The organism is Chryseobacterium sp. VD8 (genome assembly GCF_037149975.1).
Lineage (GTDB): Bacteria > Bacteroidota > Bacteroidia > Flavobacteriales > Weeksellaceae > Chryseobacterium > Chryseobacterium indicum.
Genome location: NZ_JBBCQL010000356.1, coordinates 1 through 2,834 on the forward strand (window position 1 = coordinate 1; position 2,834 = coordinate 2,834).

A 2,834-nucleotide genomic window follows, 5' to 3' on the forward strand; every position below is an offset into this window, starting at 1 on the left:
ATCTGAAAAGATCGGCGCAATCTCAGCAAGGTGCTTCTGCATTTAATATTGATGATCTTGGATATATTTATACCGGAAACAGGCTGACTTCCGTTACCGATTCCTCAACAGATTACAGAGGTTATCCCGATACTTCAGGAAACACGATTTCCTACGACCTGAACGGAAACATGAAAGATCATAAGGATAAAGGTATTCTTCAGATTGATTATAATTTTTTAAATCTTCCGAAATATATTAAGTTCAGTGATTTTGCAAGTTACGACAGGAGCAACAAAGTATATGTAAATACGAATTATCTTTACAGAGCAGATGGCTCAAAGATCAGAAAAGTACATAATTATAAAGATCCTTCCTATGCTTATGCTTTGGGAACCAGAACCACCGATTACTTGGATGGGTTTCAATATGAATATGACTGGACACCATTATCCGGAATACCTACGAATGATTTTCAGTTAAAATTTGTTCCAACTTCAGAAGGGTATTTTGATTTTGTAAAAAATAAGTATATTTACAACTACACAGATCATTTGGGAAATATCCGTTTAAGTTATTTCAACAGTGGAGGTGGCGCAGAAGTTCTTGAAGAAAATAACTATTATCCTTTTGGGATGAAGCATGAAGGATACAATACTTCTTTCAGTTTTGGAAGCAGTTACCAGTATAAATACAATGGCAAGGAATTACAGACGGAGTCCGGCATGTATGATTATGGTGCAAGGTTTTATATGCCTGATGTCGGACGATGGGGAGTGCACGATCCATTAAGTGAATTACAATTCACATATAGCCCTTATTCTTATGTTTATGGAAATTCGATTAGATTTAATGATCCGACTGGTATGATTGGAGAAGATCCTGATCCAAAAAAAATATACGGTCCCAAAGGTGGTAAATTAATAGAAGAAGTTGTAATACCTGCTCCTATAAAACCTCTAAAATCACATGATTCATCACTTTCTTGGATGGGTATAAACAGCTTGAGCGCTTATCATTCTTCTGAAGACAGGTTTGCTAAAGCTATTAGAGGAAGCAAAGCAGCTCTTGCAACAGAGAAATTTGAAAGAAATCTTGCATTCACGATGGGAACTTTTATGATGGGAGGAAGTAACATTGTTGCGTCTGCTGGTTGGGCTACTTTTGATTGGTGGCTTGATTATCAAAGTGAAGAAGCTCAGGAAGCTGTCGGTACAGTTCAACTAATGGCTATGCTTGTTCAAGTTAGCCATGGAAATGCATCTGGAATACAAAAGCTGGTTAATGTAGATGCTTCTAGAATTAATATAGCAAAAGGAATTACCCGCTTTACCCCCTTACGTTTAAACGGAAACCCAGTGAGTGCTGGATGGAAACATGTAGTCAATGGTCATTTTAATAGACCTTTAGCAAATAATAGATCAGTCTTTAATATAACAGAAGAACAGGTAAAAAACATACTACAAAGTAAAACTGTAATTACTGCTCCGCTAACTCCACTGACAGGAGGACAGTTTCAAAGAACTGTAGATACAGGTCAGATAATAGGTAATGCAGCTTTAAAAGATGGCGGAGGATTAACATCATGGATTAATGTAATTACTGATCAAAAAGGAAATTTAATAACAACATATCCAGTAGCACCATAATGAGTCATATTGTATTAAAAAAATGGGAACAATTAAAACAGAGAATAATTCAAGATAAAGAAAATTTGGATGCTCATGCTTTATTAAGGAAATTATTAGATTGGACACAAGAAATAAAAAAAATTAAAGATGTTCATATACAAAATTTATATAAACTTCACTTCAGTTATTATGAAAAGCTAGATATAGAAGAAATCTTTTATAATGATAATATTGTTTGGTATTCATTGGAAGAAATAATTCAATACGATATTATTCAAGCAAAAGTTGATTCTTATCAATGGGCAATTGAACATGTTGATCACATATTGTTTAATCTTTTGATTTTTAAGACAGATAAAGATTGTCCTTGTTGTCATGATGATAATCTTCGTGTATTTGTAGAATCTGATTCTAAAAAACTAATCTTTGAATGTGAATTATGTTTATGCTTAATTGATGAAAATAATAATAAACAAAATTCAGAAGAAAAATTATTTATTCCAGCACCAGCTTCATTAATAAAAAGAAAAAGAATAAAACCTAGTCCTATTTAATTGCTTTCGCGAATTTGTAATCCGTGAGCAACAATAAATAACCCACCGCAAGCGGTGGGTTTTATGTTTTATAGCGTAGCTGCGTTTTTGGCAAAAAAACCGATCTCGCGGATTTGTAATCCGAAGAACTGCTTGCTGAAAACACCTACAACGATCTGTCCCAGCTTGTGAACAAGAAAGTGGGAAATAATCTTCAAAGCATCGATTACACCTACAACATCCGCGGATGGATGACCAAGATCAATGATCCGGCAAACCTTAACGGAAAACTGTTCGGGTATAAAGTAAAATATAGTGAAGTGGAAGGGCTTGAAACGCCCAATACAGACTTTTCTACTCTGAAAGTAAAACCGAAATACAACGGCAATATTGCGGAAGTAGACTGGAGAACAGGAACAACCACAGGAGATAACCTGAGAAGATACGGCTATGTTTATGATGGAGTGAACAGACTACTGGCAGGATTTTACCAGAAAGACACCAATCCTTCTGCAAAGGAATACTTCGAAAAGATGGAATATGATCTTAACGGAAATATATCCAATCTGAAAAGATCGGCGCAATCTCAGCAAGGTGCTTCTGCATTTAATATTGATGATCTTGGATATATTTATACCGGAAACAGGCTGACTTCCGTTACCGATTCCTCAACAGATTACAGAGGTTATCC

Annotated in this window: 2 protein-coding genes and 1 pseudogene; all 3 read left to right on the plus strand. The window is 35.2% G+C overall.

Annotated elements, in window-relative coordinates; all coding sequences use genetic code 11:
• On the plus strand, positions 1-1,628 hold a 1,628-nt coding region (locus WFK35_RS21990), incomplete at its 5' end, for an RHS repeat domain-containing protein (RefSeq protein WP_336734713.1).
• Positions 1,628-2,164, plus strand: a complete 537-nt coding sequence (locus WFK35_RS21995) for a hypothetical protein (RefSeq protein WP_214588800.1) — start codon at positions 1,628-1,630, stop codon at positions 2,162-2,164. The genes WFK35_RS21990 and WFK35_RS21995, both read left to right, overlap by 1 nt.
• A 179-nt stretch (positions 2,165-2,343) precedes the next feature.
• A pseudogene (locus tag WFK35_RS22000) lies at positions 2,344-2,834 on the plus strand (RHS repeat-associated core domain-containing protein); the annotation flags it as partial.

Excerpts from the sequence above, each read along its gene's own strand:
- WFK35_RS21995 (WP_214588800.1), top strand. The coding sequence starts at position 1,628 with ATGAGTCATATTGTATTAAAAAAATGGGAACAATTAAAACAGAGAATA.